At 55.6% G+C, this 15618-nt stretch carries 15 protein-coding genes; 10 read left to right on the forward strand and 5 right to left on the reverse strand.

Translation table 11 applies throughout. From position 1 onward, the window contains the following. The first annotated feature begins 61 nt into the window (after positions 1-61). The 5 genes from ACR0KG_RS18340 (at position 62) to ACR0KG_RS18360 (ending at position 5727) form a co-directional block, all read left to right on the forward strand. Positions 62-1246 carry a glycine C-acetyltransferase gene (locus ACR0KG_RS18340; protein WP_480828077.1) on the forward strand — a complete coding sequence of 395 codons (1185 nt, stop codon included), beginning with the start codon at positions 62-64 and terminating at the stop codon, positions 1244-1246. 14 nt (positions 1247-1260) lie between these two features. Then, complete coding sequence (tdh, locus tag ACR0KG_RS18345; protein ID WP_480828152.1) at positions 1261-2289, forward strand: L-threonine 3-dehydrogenase; 1029 nt, start codon at positions 1261-1263, stop codon at positions 2287-2289. Positions 2290-2353: 64 nt separating this feature from the next. Further along, a complete protein-coding gene (locus ACR0KG_RS18350) occupies positions 2354-3241 on the forward strand; it encodes a tryptophan 2,3-dioxygenase (protein ID WP_480828078.1) in 888 nt (295 codons plus the stop codon). Positions 3242-3244: 3 nt separating this feature from the next. Continuing rightward, positions 3245-4072, forward strand: a complete 828-nt coding sequence (locus ACR0KG_RS18355) for an alpha/beta hydrolase (RefSeq protein ID WP_480828079.1) — start codon at positions 3245-3247, stop codon at positions 4070-4072. A 314-nt stretch (positions 4073-4386) separates the two neighbouring features. After that, complete coding sequence (locus tag ACR0KG_RS18360) at positions 4387-5727, forward strand: pentapeptide repeat-containing protein (RefSeq protein WP_480828080.1); 1341 nt, start codon at positions 4387-4389, stop codon at positions 5725-5727. Positions 5728-6041: 314 nt separating this feature from the next. Here ACR0KG_RS18360 and ACR0KG_RS18365 read toward each other — a convergent pair whose 3' ends face one another. Further along, a complete protein-coding gene (locus ACR0KG_RS18365; RefSeq protein ID WP_480550193.1) occupies positions 6042-6959 on the reverse strand; it encodes a DMT family transporter in 918 nt (305 codons plus the stop codon). A gap of 343 nt (positions 6960-7302) precedes the next feature. Between ACR0KG_RS18365 and ACR0KG_RS18370 the strand changes: the two genes are divergently transcribed. After that, positions 7303-7851, forward strand: coding sequence for a DUF924 family protein (locus tag ACR0KG_RS18370; protein WP_480828081.1), 549 nt, complete (start codon positions 7303-7305; stop codon positions 7849-7851). Here ACR0KG_RS18370 and ACR0KG_RS18375 read toward each other — a convergent pair. Then, positions 7848-8771, reverse strand: coding sequence for a LysR family transcriptional regulator (locus ACR0KG_RS18375; RefSeq protein WP_480828082.1), 924 nt, complete (start codon positions 8769-8771; stop codon positions 7848-7850). The genes ACR0KG_RS18370 and ACR0KG_RS18375 overlap by 4 nt on opposite strands. Before the next feature lie 131 nt (positions 8772-8902). Here ACR0KG_RS18375 and ACR0KG_RS18380 point away from each other — a divergent pair, with 131 nt between their 5' ends. The 3 genes from ACR0KG_RS18380 (at position 8903) to ACR0KG_RS18390 (ending at position 11735) form a co-directional block, all read left to right on the forward strand. Continuing rightward, on the forward strand, positions 8903-10039 hold the full coding sequence (locus tag ACR0KG_RS18380; protein ID WP_480828153.1) for an MFS transporter: 1137 nt from the start codon (positions 8903-8905) through the stop codon (positions 10037-10039). Positions 10040-10041: 2 nt separating this feature from the next. Continuing rightward, positions 10042-10728: an SDR family NAD(P)-dependent oxidoreductase gene (locus tag ACR0KG_RS18385; protein WP_480828083.1), complete on the forward strand. Its 687-nt coding sequence runs from the start codon at positions 10042-10044 to the stop codon at positions 10726-10728. 293 nt (positions 10729-11021) lie between these two features. Then, positions 11022-11735, forward strand: a complete 714-nt coding sequence (locus ACR0KG_RS18390) for a 3-keto-5-aminohexanoate cleavage protein (protein WP_480544842.1) — start codon at positions 11022-11024, stop codon at positions 11733-11735. A gap of 105 nt (positions 11736-11840) precedes the next feature. Here ACR0KG_RS18390 and ACR0KG_RS18395 read toward each other — a convergent pair whose 3' ends face one another. The 3 genes from ACR0KG_RS18395 to ACR0KG_RS18405 all read right to left on the reverse strand — a co-directional run bounded on the left by ACR0KG_RS18395 (position 11841) and on the right by ACR0KG_RS18405 (position 14462). Further along, positions 11841-12497 (reverse strand): transglycosylase domain-containing protein, encoded by a 657-nt coding sequence (locus ACR0KG_RS18395; protein WP_480828084.1) that lies wholly within the window; start codon positions 12495-12497, stop codon positions 11841-11843. A 50-nt stretch (positions 12498-12547) separates the two neighbouring features. Continuing rightward, positions 12548-13375 carry a nucleotidyltransferase domain-containing protein gene (locus ACR0KG_RS18400; protein WP_480828085.1) on the reverse strand — a complete coding sequence of 276 codons (828 nt, stop codon included), beginning with the start codon at positions 13373-13375 and terminating at the stop codon, positions 12548-12550. A 91-nt stretch (positions 13376-13466) separates the two neighbouring features. Next, positions 13467-14462 (reverse strand): N-acetyltransferase family protein, encoded by a 996-nt coding sequence (locus ACR0KG_RS18405; RefSeq protein ID WP_480828086.1) that lies wholly within the window; start codon positions 14460-14462, stop codon positions 13467-13469. A gap of 124 nt (positions 14463-14586) precedes the next feature. Here ACR0KG_RS18405 and ACR0KG_RS18410 point away from each other — a divergent pair, with 124 nt between their 5' ends. Next, positions 14587-15450, forward strand: coding sequence for a LysR family transcriptional regulator (locus ACR0KG_RS18410; protein ID WP_480828087.1), 864 nt, complete (start codon positions 14587-14589; stop codon positions 15448-15450). Positions 15451-15618 lie beyond the last annotated feature (168 nt).

Below are 15618 nucleotides of genomic sequence, written 5' to 3' on the forward strand. Positions count from 1 at the left end.
CCCCTATTTGGGAAACGTATCCGTTATGCTAGATATGCGACTCAGTTGATCGGAGGTCGCCATGGCAGATGCATTCTTGTCTCACATCACGGACACACTCGCGCAGATCGAATCCGAGGGCTTGTATAAAAGTGAACGCATGATCACCTCGCCTCAGGGCGGTGAGATCACGGTGGGCGACCGTCAAGTCATCAACCTGTGCGCCAATAACTACCTTGGTCTGGCCGATCATCCCGCATTGATCAAAGCAGCAACCAATGCGATGGAGCCCAAAGGCTTTGGCATGGCCTCCGTTCGGTTCATCTGCGGCACCCAGGACATTCATCGGGAGTTGGAACAGAAGCTGGCCGAGTTCCTGAACAAGGACGACGCGATCCTGTTCGCTGCCTGTTTTGACGCAAACGGAGGGCTGTTCGAACCACTGCTGGGCCCCGAGGATGCTATCATCTCCGACAGTCTTAACCACGCCTCGATCATCGACGGGGTGCGGTTGTGCAAGGCCAAGCGCTATCGCTACATAAACAATGACATGAACGATCTGGAGGCCTGGTTGAAACAGGCCCGTGACGACGGCGCGCGGCATATCATGATCGCCACCGATGGCGTTTTCTCGATGGATGGCTATCTGGCCAACCTGCCGAAAATCCGCGAGCTGGCCGACAAATACGATGCGATTGTCATGGTCGATGACTGCCACGCCACCGGTTTCATGGGGCCGAACGGCGCCGGTACGCCGGATCATTTCGGCGTCGATGTGGATATTCTGACGGGAACCTTGGGTAAGGCACTTGGGGGGGCAATCGGCGGCTACATCGCCGGGCCGCAGCCAGTGATCGACCTGCTGCGGCAGCGGGCGCGGCCCTATCTGTTCTCAAACTCGCTGCCGCCGTCCATCGTCGCTGCCGGTCTGGAAGCAATCCGTCTGGTTGAAGAGGGCGACATGCTGCGCGCGCAGCTGTTCGGCAACGCCAAATACTGGCGCGCCGGTTTGGAGAATCTGGGCTTTGATCTGTTGCCCGGTGAGCACCCAATCATCCCGGTGATGCTGGGGGACGCAACGCTTGCGCAAGACATGGCGTCGCGGTTGTTTGATGAAGGCGTCTATGTTTCGGGTTTCTTCTTCCCGGTCGTCCCGCGTGGTCAAGCGCGGATCAGAACGCAGATGAATGCGGCTCTAACAAAGGATGAATTGGATCGCGCGCTCGCGGCCTTTGGCAAGGTCGGCAAGGAATCGGGGGTGATCTGATGCGACCCAACACGATGAAAGCACTGGAAAAATCCAAACCCGAGGAAGGTCTTTGGATGGTTCAGGCCCCAGTGCCCGAGATTGGACCGGACGAGGTACTGATCCGCATCAACAAAACCGGCATCTGCGGCACAGATATTCACATCTGGAATTGGGACGACTGGGCCGCCGAGACCGTACCGGTCCCCATGATCACTGGCCACGAATTCGCCGGTGAGATCGTCGAGATCGGGCGCAACGTAACCGGACTTGAGATCGGCCAACGTTGCTCGGGTGAGGGTCATCTGATCGGAACTGACAGTCGCCAGAGTCGCGCGGGCAAGTTTCACCTAGACCCTGGAACGCGCGGGATTGGCGTAAACGAACAGGGTGCCTTTGCGCAGTATCTGAAATTGCCCGCCTTCAACGTTGTACCCTTGCCAGAGGACGTACCGGACGAAATCGGCGCGATCCTCGATCCGCTGGGCAACGCCGTTCACACCGCACTTAGCTTCGATCTGCTGGGTGAAGATGTCCTTATCACCGGCGCAGGTCCAATCGGTATCATGGCCGCCGCCGTCGCCCGCCACGCCGGTGCCCGGCATGTGGTGATCACTGATATCAACCCCGACCGCCTGACCCTGGCCCAACACGTGGTGCCGACCCTGCGTACTGTCGATGTCACCAAAGAAGACCTGCAGGATGTCATCACCGAACTGGGCATGCAGCAGGGCTTTGACGTCGGGCTTGAGATGTCGGGCTCGCAAATTGCACTGGACCAGATGGTCGAGGCCTTAGTGATGGGCGGAAAGATTGCTCTGCTGGGTATCCCCCCTGGCAAATCCCCGGTCGATTGGTCCCGCATCGTATTCAAGGCAATCACCATCAAGGGTGTCTATGGCCGCGAGATGTTTGAGACCTGGTACAAGATGATCGCCATGTTGCAGAACGGTTTGGATGTCAGTCGTGTGATCACCCATCGCTATGGCGTGGACGACTTTGACAAAGGCTTTGCCGCCATGAAGTCTGGCCAATCCGGCAAGGTTGTTCTGGACTGGACTTGAACCACTGGAAAGTTGCAAACGCAGCCTCTACACACGTAGCAAACAGCGCGCGTGGGGAGGCAGCATGAGCGATAAAGCCAATGAAGACCGGTACCTTGAACGCGGGATTGAGGACTCACTGGTCACCAATTTCGCCGAAACCCACCGCAAAAGCTATGGCGACTTTCTGCAACTCAAGACCCTGCTGAACCTGCAACGTACGTTTCAGGACCCGGCCCAGCCCGATGAAATGCTGTTCATCATCATCCATCAGGTCAGCGAGTTGTGGCTGAAGCTGATGCATCACCAACTGGTCGAAGTACGACGCTTCTTGCAGCAGGATGAGTTCGGCCCGGCGATGAAGAACATCGACCGGATCAAAGCCATTCAACGGCAGTTGATCACAGCATGGGAAACCCTGCTGACCATGACACCTGCCGATTACATGACATTCCGTCAGGCCCTTGGCAGTTCGTCCGGCTTTCAAAGCTACGGGTATCGCCAGATCGAATTCATTCTGGGTAACAAGGATGCTTCGACCCTGAAGGTTCATGAACATGATCCCGAGGTCATGAAACAGTTGAACGCGGCGCTAACAAAACCGTCGCTGTATGATGAGGTGTTGCATATGCTTGCGCGCCAGGGCTTCGACGTTCCGCAAGACCTGTTGGACCGCGATTATGCTCAGCCCTATTCGGGGGACCCTCGCATCGTGAAAATCTGGGCGCAGGTGTACAGCGATACCGACCGGTATTGGCAGCTGTATGCGCTGGCAGAAAAGCTGATGGATGTGGAATCGCTGTTCCAGCGCTGGCGCTTCGATCATGTCACAGCGGTTGAACGGGTGATCGGCAACCAACCCGGCACCGGAGGGTCCAGCGGCGTTTCTTTCTTGCGCAAGGCCTTGGATTTGCGGTTCTTCCATGATCTCTACGATGTACGTACCGAGTTGATGTACACAGATCAGGAGTAGGTGATGCTGTATCGCGGGTTTTCCAAGTCCGAGCTGGAGAAGGAATATTCCCCCAGTTCTATGGTTGGCGGCGACCTCACACCCTATCTGAACAGCTATGCCGCCCTGAGTGCACAACACCGCGCGCAAATGACCGTGCAAGAAAACCTTGCATATGGCGAAAGCCAAACTCAGGTTCTGGATTTCTTCCCGGCCAAAGGCGCAGGCGCGCCGCTCCATGTGTTCATTCATGGCGGATACTGGCAGGCGCTCAGCCAGCGCGAGTCGGCAATGATGGCCCCGGCCTTGATCGAAGCCGAACAGTCTTTTGCAACGCTGAACTACACGCTCGCCCCCGGCGCCCGCATCGGAGATATGGTCGAAGAATGCAGCAACGCGTTGTTGTGGCTGGCCTCGCAGGCCGAAACGCTTGGATTTGATCCCTCGCGGATCACCTTATCAGGGCACAGCGCAGGCGCGCACCTGGCCAGTATGGTCATGGCACGTTCAGCCAACGATCTGGCCCGCGCCGGGTTACGGGTGCGTGATGTGATCCTGATAAGCGGGGTTTATGATCTGGAACCGATCAGCCTGACCCCGGTGAACGACCCGCTGCAACTAACCCCGGTCGAGGTGAACGACCTGTCGCCCATCCGCCACCTCCCCCGCCCCGGCCCGCGCTACCACGTGACCGTGGCCGAAAGGGACACGCCCGAGTTCATCCGCCAAAGCCGGGAATACGCGGAACTGCTACGCAAAGCCGGGCATGCCGTCAGTTTCGACCTGAAAAAGGGGATGCAGCATTTCGACATCATCATGCATTCGGGGACGTTTTTGGCAGTGTCACGGTAGGCAGAGTATTGGACTTCGGTCAGATTTTTCTCCGCATCTTAGACCGATACAACCGTCACCAACCATACTTTTTGGGCAGAGCTTCGAATGTCTGCTTGGAGCCCAAATCAACCAATACTGCGTCTCACATTAGTATCCGCGTAGCGCAGGAAGCCGACCTTGGCCAAGGCAAGTACGTCTAACTCCATTCTAAGGAGTCGCCAGTCGCGGAACAGTGCATTTTGCGAATGACGTTAATCAGCTTACACTGTACTTTGGGCATTTTACGCAAAGCTCTCTTTTTTAAATTGGTCATTTGATTATGGAAAATCTCGATGAAAGCTGATCGCGCTATAAGAATCTTGAGCCTACTTGGCGGTCTCACTCCCCTCATTTTGGGCGTTGCATTGGGAGTGGGTTCGACACTGCTCATTATTAACTACTCAGAGCTGGTGCTTGACCGCAGCATAGTAGTGGCTTTTGGAATTTGTATAGCGGGTCTCTTAATTTTTTTGTTGGCGAGGGTTTGGTGGATTGCTCGGCAACGCAACCAAACTGACAATTCGGCCCCAGCGACGCCAATTTTGATCCAATCTGCAATAGATAGGTTCGTCCCCAGTGATCAAAGAATCGCTGCGCAAAGGCAGGTTGCCGAACAATTAGCTAAGGTAGTCCGCGCCGCTATTCTTTTGTGGAGCGGAACGGTGGCTCTTGGCATCGGGATCGCGGCTTTGGCCGCTGCGCTTACATTAGTTCAGGCACTGGCAGCAATCCGACAGGTCGACCGAATTGAAATCCAAAACCGGCTTATTCAAAGTCAGAATCAACTTGCTGATAGACAAATGCTTGAAGCTCGCATCGCGCGTATATCATCCATCTATTCAGCTCAGCTTCCGATTCTTTTCTCTGAGATAGAAAGTGAAAGAGACGCTGACGGGCGATGGAAACCTTCACAAAGCTTGATCGCTCAGATTCAGAATGTTGTCAATTCTGCGGAACCATACAAAAATCCCGATGACTACGCAGCGTACTTAGTAACGGAGACGCCGTGGGATTCCAGTGGTCGATACTGGGAGTTCCCTATTGAACCGCTTGAAGAGCCGGACCCATATAGCCCACAGAGAGGCCAACTATTGCTTCTTCTTCTTGCGCAAGGGATGGACTTCGCTCAAGTTTCCCCACCTCTGGATTTTGCGAGAAGTGATCTGACAGGCACCCCAACTTCATTTTTCGATCAGGGTGACTTGGTTGAGTTAGAGTGGTTGCGGGGCGCAAATCTTGGAACAATTGACCTGAGCCGTTCAAACCTGTTCAAGATTTCAGTTGATCAATTGACTTTCTCTGAGTCACTTTCTGGGGCGAACTTGAGAGGCTCTGTTTTTACTAAGGCAAACTTCAGCCATGCTGACTTGTCCGAAGCCATATTCGCCGATGCAAATTTAACTGGGAGCATATTCTCCGGTTCAAATTTGCGCGAAGTCGAGATTGGAGGTGCTCAAGTGTCCTCCGCAGTTTTCACTGGCGCGCTAAACACTGACGAAATCGAGGCTTGGGGTGTGTGGGCGTGGGAGGACATGCCGCCGATTGACTTTCCAGAAAATGTTGCGCTTTCGCTGTGCAAATTTGATGAAGCTAAACACAACCGCTCAGTCAAACAATACGAAAACTGCTCTTAGCTTGCCTAGAGAAGTAATGTACGAATGGGAAGACTAGTGGCGAGCAGATGTGAAAGTTCGAAGGCAGCCCAAACTAGCCGCTTATCGGTATGAGTGACCGCAGCGCAGACATCTTCAATTGCCGTTTTTTGCCGCTGCGGCAAAGCGCACAGTGCGACCGTAAAATTCGTATTTGCAGACGGCGGCTTTGTCCGCATACTGTGAGTTCGACCAATCACGGATTTTGGCAGCGTAGCGAATGGCGGCCATGTAGTCTGCAGTTGCAGCATCTTAACAACATGCCGAAGGTCAGCTGTGGGCCGTTGGCTCCTATTTTATGGTGCGGTGATGGGCGGTGGCTTTCTTCGCTTTCCTGACATCGCATTGCCCGCAATCGCCGCGAGCAGAACTGCGCCGCCAATCAGGGTATTTTCGGTCGCGGTTTCCCCCAGAAAAAGCCAGACCCAGAGTGGACCGAGCAGGACTTCGGCTAAAGACAGCAGGGCGAGTTCTGCGGCGGGTAGGCTGCGCGATCCCAATGTGTAGAGGATGAGACCTGCCCCGACCTGGAACACGCCCATGCCCATCGCAATTCCGCCATCACGAGGACTTAGCACGAAGGAGAGACCGAGGGCCAAGCATATGGCTGAAGTGATGAAGATCGCGAAAAGGCCTGAAAGGAAGACCGCCGGCAGCATCTCCCCTGTGCGCCCCCATCGCAGCGCCACGGTGAAGACAGCAAAACCGAATGCCGACCCAAGCGCGGCGAGGCTGCCTTTCAAAGCGACGCTTCCGGACTTGTCGGCGACCATGATCCCGATCCCGCCGATTGCGACGGCGATCGCGATCCAGGTCGCGGTGCGGACGGGTTCTCGCAACACGATCCATCCGAGCACCGCAGCCATAAACGGTGCGGTTGCAAACAGAAGCATTGCATTTGCAACCGACGTGTTCTGGATCGCGTAGATACCGCCAGAATAGGCCGCGACCAATGATAGCCCCGCAATGATGGCAGGGGCGCCGGTGCGGCGGATCTGAACAAATGGGCTTTCTCCAGACCGCACGCGGATAAGCACGCAGAGAAACAGCGACAGGCTGATCGACCTGTAGAGCAGTATTTGCCACACGACCGCGTCATCGATCAGGCGAATACCAAGACCGACCGTCGACCACAGCAGACCGGCCGCAAATACGAAGAGCACACCGTACTTGTGGGCATCCGCATTGGAAGAGGCTGGCGCATTGGATGTCATGTTGGGCTCATCATGGAAGTTACTTCGCCAAGGTTAGTGTCTTGGCCAGAGCTTTGATCACTCATTAGCGACATTGGCGCAGGTTGCTGCACACGACCATGCCAAACCAAGATCGCTACCAAGATCGCTGCGTGGTTTACGAATGGCCGCTATGGTGACGCTGCACTGCAGAGCTTTATGTGCGGAGAAAAGTCCGGAATGGGCCGACCTTTTTGAAGCCCAGAATGAATCCCACCTCCATGTTGCGTGGGAACATAAAGTCAAAGGGATCAATCTCTGGAGTTCCATAAGCTATTGCCCCGGTCTCCACTTGAGCCGATGCTAGTGCTCAAATGGAGACCCATTGCCGTTGATTTCGCCGGATCGCATATTGAGTTTCTGGGCCGACGCCGGTCCTGGTAAGTGGTGGACCAAGGATCATGCTTTCGACACCCTAGTACGCGACCAGTTCGGTGATTTGCATCGCATAATTGCGAAGGGAGAAAACGACTCTTGGGAGAACGTTAGTCCCGATGCAGCACTTTCCCTTGTCATCGTACTTGATCAGTTTTCGCGCCACATTCACCGAGGCAGGCCGCGGGCATATGCTTGCGACGACAAGGCGGTCAATATCGTACACCGTGTCATTGCAAACGGCGATGACAGACGCATGCGAGCTGATATTGGTGAGTTCATCTACATGCCGCTCATGCACTCGGAAAACTTGGCAGACCAGAACCTTTCCGTTGCAGAGACGGCCCGTTGGCTCAGCGCTGAAGATCTGGTGTCTGCAAAAGGCCATCGGGACATCATTGCCCGTTTTGGCCGATTTCCGCATCGCAACGGAATCCTCGGTCGGACGAGCACACCGGAGGAGGTCGCATTTCTAAAGAATGGGGGATTTTCTGGCTAAGTGCTTGGCACAACTTTGGCCGACCTACGCCTCTGTTTTTTGGCAACCTCGATTAAGGCTCTCAGCTTCGGCATGACCTGATGGCGGTGCGGGTAATAAAGGAAAAAGCCCTCTGAGGTTTGGGTGTAGGACGTCAGAACGGGCACCAAGTGGCCTGCGCGCACATCTTCTGCAAAGGTTGCTTCCAGATCGTAAGCCAACCCCAATCCTTGTCGTGCAGCGACTGGCTTGCTGGCATAGTCGTTCACGATTGCGCGGCCCTGCACGCTGAAAGGGGTCAGGCGACCATTTTTGAACAGCTCCCACTGATAGAGCTGGGGTGAGGATGTGTAGCGGTAGCCAATACATGAATGATTCACCAGGTCTTCGGGCGTTTCGGGTGTGCCGTGCGTCGCGAGGTAGTCTGGAGACCCGACGATTTGCCAAGGCAACGGGCCGGTAAGGTTCAACCCAACCAAATCAGCATCTACCTGATCTCCCAAACGAATGCCGGCATCGAAGCCGTCGCGGGCAAGATCAACGAGGCCGTCATCTGCTACAATTTCCAAAGTGACACGCGGCGCGGCCTTAGCGAATTCGGCGAGGATGGGTTCAATCACGAGTGGGACCGCGATGCGGGGCACGGTCAGCCTTAGCGTGCCTGACGGGCCTGCGCCAAGGTCAGCAGCTTCTGAAAGCCCCTCGTCAAGATCAGCGAGAAGTGGGCTGGCTAGATTGAAGAGCCGCTGACCCGCTTCTGTCAAACCCACGCTTCGGGTGGTGCGGGTGAAGAGCGTGACGCCGAGACGGTCCTCCATACGGCGAACCGCCAGGCTTACTGCAGATCGAGAGAGACCAAGCTGCAAGCCAGCAGCAGCAAAATTCCCGCATTCTGCCACGGCAAGGAATACTGTCAAACCTTCGAGACGATTCAGTTCCATATCTCAATTGTAGAGCTTGGCTCGACAGTATGTCGAGCATGTTGCGTCTACTGATCCTATCAGCCTGCGTCCATTTTCGGGTCATGACTGACCGACATCTTCAATCTGGCACAAGGAATGACCTGCTGCGCATGGGTGGGGCGACGATCCTTTATCTGGTTCCCTATGCCATGCTCACACCGCAGGTCGTTGTGCGACTTGGGGAGGCGGGTGCCTCGGCAACGGCTGTTTCCATCTACGGCTTGACGCCTTTTGTGCTGATCCTGGCGATGTCTGTGATCACCCCGAAAATTCTGCGGTGCATAGGAATGAAGTCAGCGCATCTGGTCGGGCTGGTCGTCGCGGCTCTTGCGCTGGTTTCCACGCTTCTCCTTTTGTTGGCGGGGTCCATTGCGTTACCGGCCTATGTCGCACTGGCGGCCCTGCTGGGTATCGCGTCTGCGCTGACATGGACGGCGACGGAGGCGATGATCGCCGCCCACGCGCCTGACGATCGGATCGGGTCCTTTACGGCGATCTATCAGTCAGGGCTTGGCGTCTCACTTGCGCTCGGCCCGTTTCTTCCAGCGCTGTTTTTTTCCTCTGATGTGAGTCTCGTAATTGCGACCACTATCTTGATGCTGCTCGCGATCATTGTTGCAGGAGGAGCGAAGCCGCGAAGATTGCCGTCAATCGAGAGATCACGAGATGATACAGCAGGTCGCGTTGTCTGGCACGGGGTTATGATGATCCTCGCGGTCGCTCTGGTTGGCGGATGGTTTGAAGTCGGCCTGAATGCCATCCTTCCCTACATCGCACTGGAGACTGGTCTGTCATCTAAAAGTGCCGCCATGCAGGTGGGTGTTCTGGCAACTGGCGCCCTACTGAGCCAGCTTCCCATCTTCTTTCTTGCGGACAGATTTAGATCCACAACACAGTATCGAGTCTGTGCTCTAACTCTCGTTTTCGGCGCAATACTGCTTGGTGGGGCGAACTCGTTCCCCAATCTGCTCTGGCCTTCTGCTTTTGCCTTCGGAGCAGGCGGCGGTGCGCTTTACACACTTGCGATGATTGAAGTCGCCCGGTCCCGAAGCGGCCAGCCCGTCGCTGCGCTGACCACGCTGGCTGTGTCCGCCTACACGCTCGGTGCAGTGATTGGCCCGTTTTCCGCAGGCGTCATGCTCGATCTAACGGGAGATTGGCAGCTCTGGATCGTCCTTGGGGCCATCCCAGTGACCATCCTTCTCATGACGTTCACTCAACTTTCAAACCAAAGAAAGGAAACCTGACCATGCCAACTTATCTGATCATCGGAGCAAGTCGCGGAATCGGCGGCGCAACCGCTCAATACCTCGCGGATCAAGGCGCAGAAATATTTGGAGTATCGCGCAACCCGGCCAGTATCGGGCATTGGATCGAGGCAGATGTCGGAACTGTCGAAGGTATCTCGAAAGTCCTGGAAGCTATTGGCGACCGCCCCCTCGACGGTCTGCTGTTTCTTGGCGGTGTGTGGGAAAAAGGCGCTTTTACCGAAGAATACAATTTCCTCAGAAGCCCGGTCGAAGAGACCGTTCAAATGATCGCTGTCAATCTAACTGCGCCGATCCTATTGGCGCAAGGCGTGGCGAAGAACCTTGTGAAAGCGGAGAACGGCAAGATCATCCTGATGGGGTCTATGTCAGGGGTACAGAACACGGGATCACGTGAGGTCGCAAACACGGCAGCGAAGTTTGGTCTGCAAGGGGTAGGAGAGGCCTTGAATCTGTCTCTCAGAACACATGGCATCGCAGCGACGGTAATCAACCCGGACAATGTGACCACACCCGAAGTCATGGAAGATATCGCGACAGGCGCATTCGGAGATCAAGTGCCGATTCCGATCGAAGATATGACCGCCACGATCGACTATGCGCTTAGGCTCAGCGTTCATGCTGTCCCGTCCGTGATAAACTTGCGCCAAACGAGGCCTGAAGAATGACCATATCAGCGGCCGTTCGAAACATGCGTTCGGACGGCCGATCTATTGCCGTATAGATGTTTGGCGAATTCATGATTTTGCTTCTGCGGCGAATGTCTGGTCTGACGGATTGCGGTGCGGCAAAGACCTGACCGCATGAACGGCAGGAATGGGCCGTCCTTGACAGCCCCTCCCATGGGGTGATCCTGGGATGCTGCGCCACCTCCGATGGCCGCGATGAACCCCTCTTTGACAATTGCTGCGCGTCGCGCAAAGGTCCGCAAGTTCGGACTACGGAGAGACATGTAGAAAAGATGATTGTTCAAGCATGCCTAAATGGAGCCCGGTCGGTGGACTACCACCCGTCTCTGCCATTGACGACCGACGCGATGATCGCCGATGCTGAAGCATGCATTTTTTCTGGAGCTGCAGAACTGCATATCCACCCTCGCGACCCGGATAGAAATGAAAGTCTTACCCATGTGGATGAACTCATGCGTGGCATCCGAAGCGCCTGCCCAGGCACGCTGGTTGGTGTATCAACAGGTTCATGGATCGCAAATGACATTGCTCTGACAAGGCAGCAGATCCAAACGTGGTCTGACCTGCCGGACTATGCATCGGTCAACTTGTCTGAGACGGATGCGCCGGAAATCTTCTCGATACTTGAAGCGAAAGGCGTTGGTATCGAAGCAGGCATCGCTTCAGTTCGAGACGCGAAGCGTTTCGTGTCGCTGCCGCAACGTGACAGGGTCTTCCGCGTCCTATTTGAAATTGAAGAGCAGGACATTGAACTGGCTGAAGCGACGCTAAACGGTATTGAAGCCGTCTTGAACGAAGCCGGGGTACAGCGCCCCACACTGCTGCATGGATTTGACTCAACAGTTTGGCATTTCGTTCGCAAAGCGCGGATCAGTCGATGGTCTACGCGCATTGGCCTTGAGGATGGATGCCTGCTCGAAGATCAGTCCATGGCCACATCGAATGCCGATTTGGTTGCAGCCGCGGCAGCAATTTTTCAACGCTAAAGAAGCCCTTCTCGCAGACCTACTAGCAAACGGGGCGAGTTCACACTTCGTCCCCGCCTTCCCAGTCTATTTCGTGTGTAGCGAACGTCGATCCATCAACTCGAGTTATCCACAACCATCAAGCCAAACATCGCTGTTGTCTTCTGCACGACAGTCGCCCGCCACTAGTCTCGCGATCCTCTCGCTTCGGTTTAGAAGGTCCTCATCTACTTCAGTGAGGCGAAATCTGCCAGGGGCAATTAGTACTGCCAACAGCCGATGAAATTTTTGGTCAGAGAGCTCATCAGGTGTTCGGTTGTATACGCTTTCGCTGGCGAAAAAGAACCCTGTCATCCAGCCATCAGGTCCTCGTCCCATTTCTACGGTATCGAGCCAAAGCGCCAGAATCTGATCCTTACTCAGCTGGTTTTCTAAACCGAAGGCAAAGCCTGTTTGCCTTATTTTACCTATACCGGGTCGAAACTCATCAAAACCCAGCCGCTTAGCAAGTGATTGTGAAACTGTGGTCAGTCCGGCGCCTCGCGTGGAAAAATCTACCCCGTTATGCTCATAGTAATTTGGATCCTGAACTAAGATAAGTTGCCGAAGACGCTTTTGTCCTAGTTCGGCTGGCCCTCGGCCACCGGCCATCAGGCTGTCTGCGCGCACCGCGTAAACATCGGACTCTCGAACCGCGTCCCAAAACCCTACCGCGCCGTACACAAAAGAGGCGGCAGTAGTCGATACGATCAGTAGTGTGGATATCTTTATCAAGCGTTTCATCGCGTACCTCCCTGTGGAAATCGAGTGGCAGTGTTCAAAATCCGCTCAAATTAAGCCTTACTCGCGGGACCACCAGAGATATCATAAGGGCATACCACGCCAAGAGATTGATTGAGCTTTTTCCAAGTCGCAGTTTCGAAGCTTTCTGGCCATGCCACTCCCCTTTTCATAGCGAGTTTGCGAGCGCGGGGCAGGTACGCCCTTGCATAGGCGAGGTGTGTTGTGATCATCGCGTCCCGTTCTGCTACAGGCGCAGGCAAGGCGGTGACCGACGCCTTCTGCTCATCTGTTAGCAGGCGGTTCAAGTGAAGCGCCCCGCCTCGATCCGGCGCGGCCGTTTCGTCAACCATGAGGTCGATCAGTTTGGTGCGCAGGTGGAAGATACCCGCGACACCGTTGATGTATTCTTCGCGGCCTACCGCAAGATGCAGAAGCCCCAGTATGCGAATGAACTCCTCGATCTGACGGAACAGGCGCGCCGGTGAAGCCTGCGGTTGTGGTCGCTCCTTCGGTAACTGGTCGCAAAGATTGTCATGATCGAAGAGGGGTCGAAGGCTTGCCTGATTGTGTGCTGCGAACTGTTCGGGCTTTAGGATAATCACATCCGTGCGTGTCCAGTCTGCGGTAACGGCGTTGATGAGCGCAGGGCGAACGTTTCGATCCCACCACATCACGATTTCGCCGGTGCGCGCGACAGCGGCCTTCCATGTTGCGGCGACGTCGTCGGTTGGACCGTCTTCCGACACCAGAACGAAGTCGATGTCGCTAAAGGCATCTGCCCGTCCATTGCCGAAACTGCCGCTCAGGAAAAGACCGCGAACGGCGGAAAGATCGCGTAATTCGTTGCTGATCGTCTCTATGGCTTGCTCTGACTTCATGAGCTTTTCCTTTCAAAGACATATGGGTTCGCACTTTGGCGGCGTGAAAAAGCCGTTGAGGCGTGCTGTAACTTGAGCGGTATGGCGGTTTCTATCGCTTGATGGACCAGACCATCGCGGTCTCGTAGCCAGAAGCTTCCAGCAACTCGATCTTGGATGTCCATCCCGCCGGACAGACAACAAAGGCGGCGCCCATACCTCGGTTGGCGAACGCCGCCTCGGCCGCGCGCAACAGTGCATGGGAGCCTTCGCTCCCTCGGTCAAGTGCCGCCGGGTTGGCCAACTCAGGGTGGTAGTAGTCATCAATCACACCCGTCCCCGTTATGTCGTGGGCAGGAGGAAAGTGCAGCCGTGAGGCAGGCTGTGCGATGATGTAGCCCTGCAAATCTTCTGACGCGCCCAGAACCATCATGTCCCGATCTCGAAGTGTCAGGCTCCGCGTCATCCAGGCCGAAAAACGTGGATCAGCGTCAGGATGAATTTCCCAGAAAGGGTCGATGTCAAATAGAACCTGCCGGTTCTCGGCACTGCGTTCAACGATACCTGGAATATCGTCTTCCGTCGCTTGCCGAACTCTGACCGGCATTCCCTGATCGCCAAGGTCACTGCGTGACAGATAAAGTGTCAGGGGCTCATAACCGCTTGCCTCAAACGCGGTTCGCCAAGCTTCGCCTGCCACGTATGATGCCAGTTTGATCCGGGCACCGGCTTCCCGAAAGGCGTCCTCGGCTGCGGCCAACAGGCCCTCTACAGTGCCGCTTGGCGCATCGGTTGCCACAAAAGAGTCGGGCAGGATCAGTCCTGGCTCGCCGAACGGGCCTGCATAGATTGGGGGGACCGGCAGCATCATCGCATGAATGACACCCGTGATCTGACCCCCATCGTCTGCGACATGCCAAAACTGTCGAAAAGGTTGTTGCTCGGCCGTCAGCGCAATTGTCAGCGCCTTTTCGATATGGGCGGGCGCGTTGTCCGCCGTCTTCCAGAGGATGGTATCCTCTGCATGGCGTTCCTGCGCATCCAGCATAAGGAGCTCGACCAGGCGCGGCATGTCATCGGGTGTTGCTGGACGGATAGTCTGCGTCATCGCTAGGTCTCTTGTAGTTATGGCTGAGTGCTGCTTGCCCGCTTGTATCTGCCACCTGCAGCAAATTGACAAAGCAGGATAATTCAACCAGCGTTTAGAAAAACTATCGCCTTTGAGGTATCGAATGAAGAATGTGAACCTGAACGCGCTTCGGGTATTCTCCGTCGTCGCATCGCACGGGAACCTACAGCGTGCAGCTGAGGAGCTGAACCTATCGCGTGGCGCTGTCTCCCAGCGGATCAAGCAGCTCGAAATCGAGCTGGGGGTTGTTCTTCTCGTGCGTGGCGCACGCGGTGTCTCGCTGACTCCGGAAGGTGAGCGCTGTCATGCGGCGATGGAAGACGCTTTGGCGATCCTCGACACTGCCTTTGTGAGCATCGGCGAAGACAGTGATCGCATCACGCTGCACCTTGGTTCTTCCACCGCAACGAAGTGGCTGATGCCCCGGATGGACGCTTTCGCGGCTAAATTTCCGAGCATGTCTCTCACCACACAGGTCCATGAGCAGGTTCTGGCGCGCAGTCTGGCCCGGAACGAGATCGCAATCTGGCCTGGTGAAGCGCATGACACGAATACAGCTCACGGATCGCGCCGCTTGACCGACATCCGCCTCGTTGCCGTATGCAGTCCTGATTTCCTGCGACCGGATTGGCCGATTGGGCTGGAGACACTGCTGACGTTGCCGCTCCTTCAGGATGCGCACCGGCGGTGGGAAAAGCTGATCCATGAAACCGGGTATGGTGACACGCACAAGCTGCTCAACTTCGACCGATCCGCCTTAGCCCTTGATGCTGCTATCGGTGGTCACGGCGTTGCTATCGCACCGACATACATGGTGGAGAACGATCTACAAACAAAGAAACTTGTGGAGATCTGGGTCAATCCCGACCCATCTGATGATGGGCTCTATGTCTCATGGTCAAAGGACCATTTGGGACAGGCGCGCATAAGGCGGATCGTTGACTGGATTGCTTCAGAATTTGGGTGAAGCAGACCTTCGGTTCGGGAAGGCGAACAGAAGCAAAGTCCCGCACAGTTCCAGTTCTACACTTGCCGGTTCTCGCTGTCGCAGCGAATGGCCGGTTCCACGGGCCGCAGCGCAGCGGAAGGAAGTAGGGGCCAATAGCTGGTAGGGGCCGCTTCGGAAGGGCGGGCA

The organism is Ruegeria sp. H4, assembly GCF_056533065.1.